Source organism: Paraburkholderia tropica (genome assembly GCF_914484835.1).
GTDB classification, from domain to species: domain Bacteria; phylum Pseudomonadota; class Gammaproteobacteria; order Burkholderiales; family Burkholderiaceae; genus Paraburkholderia; species Paraburkholderia tropica_A.
Window position 1 is genome coordinate 1 of record NZ_CAJZAR010000003.1, and the last position, 1,423, is coordinate 1,423.

The window sequence follows — 1,423 nt, forward strand, 5'->3', positions numbered from 1 at the left end:
CCAGCAAGGACAGCGACGGTGAGCAAAGCAATCCAGCGACTCCGACGCGTGGCCTTCACGGGGCCACGCGCCTCACCGCCGCCCTGTTGAACGAGACAAAGAGTTTTGGTCATGTGGTTTTCCGTTACGTCAGTGGGCGAAACGCGCTGCGATATCGAGTGCCGCCGAGATAACCACGAAGAGACCGATGGTGCCGAACGCGGCAACACCGATCCATTGCTCAGGACCGCTCTGGATTTGGAACAGATGCGCGATGACCTTGCCCGTCTTGCGCCAACTATCCGCGTATGCCGCTTTCATCGACGGCGCGGACGACATGATGAACAACATCGACTGGAATGTGAGCATGAGCACAACGGCCACCCAAAGCGCTTGCAAAACCATTTGATTCTCCTGTTTCCCTGTGCGGCCTAGCCGCGTTTTCCTATTCGCGATCCGGCAACGTGTCCGGGTCGGCGTTGGCCTGTTCGTTCAGTTCCTTGCATGCTTTGCTGGACAGCGGAATCGTGACGCAGTTGAACGAAACAAAGTCATCGCCAACAGCATCCGCTCCCGCTTGCTCAAGCATCCGCTGCGCACGCTTGTTCAGGACGTAGCTCATGCTTTCCGATTGATTAGGCGCTGGCCTTGGCAGCAAGTCGCTCTCGGCGACGTTCCCGCGACCAAACAACGTATGCAGCACCCACGATGAAACCCGCGAGCATCGAGCCGACCGCGAGCAGCCATGCGATCATCTGAGTCAAAGTCTCCAGACTTAACAAACGCGACGGTCCGATATGTACATGCTCCGTGGCGTCAGGAGCTAGTACATTCGCGGAACCGAGTTGCAGCATGAAAGCGCAAACGACTAACACCCCAAGTAGCCCGGTTTTTGCGTGCCCCATGCGGACGGCTCCCAACATGACCACGGCCAATCCCGCAACGCCAGCGGCCATTGCCCAAAGCGGAAGCGAGCCGCCCAGCATCGCGCCTCCGCTCCACATCAGGTAAAACAGCGCACTGACGATGAGTCCAAGCAAAATGCATTGCACAAAACTCAATTCCTTCAGTAGCTGCCAAATAAAATCGCCTGCAATTTCGATTTTCTTCATGGTGTGACTTTCAAGTCTGCGCGAGCGTTTTCCGATGGTTAGCCGTCGATCAGGCTCGACAGGTGTGCGAATACTTGGCGTGCAAATTCGGGTGCTGCTGCTTTCGCCGCTTCGATGGTTTGAAACCCTCTGGTCACATAGCCGAGATACAGAAGATCGAACGCGCCTGCATCATCAGTGATTGCCGTCATGTCCTGCCCCGCGAACCTGGCATGTTGTGCGACCTCGGGTGAATCCCCGAACCACTTCTGTTGAGGCGCGGCCATCGAGACTCTGCCGCCGCCGTGCAACGAGATTTTCATGAGCGCTTTTCCGTTTTCCGACCTATTACG

Annotated in this window: 4 protein-coding genes; all 4 read right to left on the reverse strand. The window is 56.7% G+C overall.

From position 1 onward, the window contains the following. Positions 1-129: 129 nt before the first annotated feature. Positions 130-384 (reverse strand): hypothetical protein, encoded by a 255-nt coding sequence (locus LDO54_RS01580; protein WP_224005208.1) that lies wholly within the window; start codon positions 382-384, stop codon positions 130-132. 40 nt (positions 385-424) lie between these two features. Next, the gene (locus tag LDO54_RS01585) at positions 425-601 is read right to left on the reverse strand and encodes a hypothetical protein (RefSeq protein ID WP_224005211.1); all 177 of its coding nucleotides are present in this window, start codon (positions 599-601) and stop codon (positions 425-427) included. Between the two features lie 13 nt (positions 602-614). Beyond that, a complete protein-coding gene (locus LDO54_RS01590; RefSeq protein WP_224005213.1) occupies positions 615-1,091 on the reverse strand; it encodes a hypothetical protein in 477 nt (158 codons plus the stop codon). 38 nt (positions 1,092-1,129) lie between these two features. Then, positions 1,130-1,423 (reverse strand): hypothetical protein (locus tag LDO54_RS01595; RefSeq protein WP_224005216.1); only part of this gene is annotated, 294 nt, incomplete at its 5' end.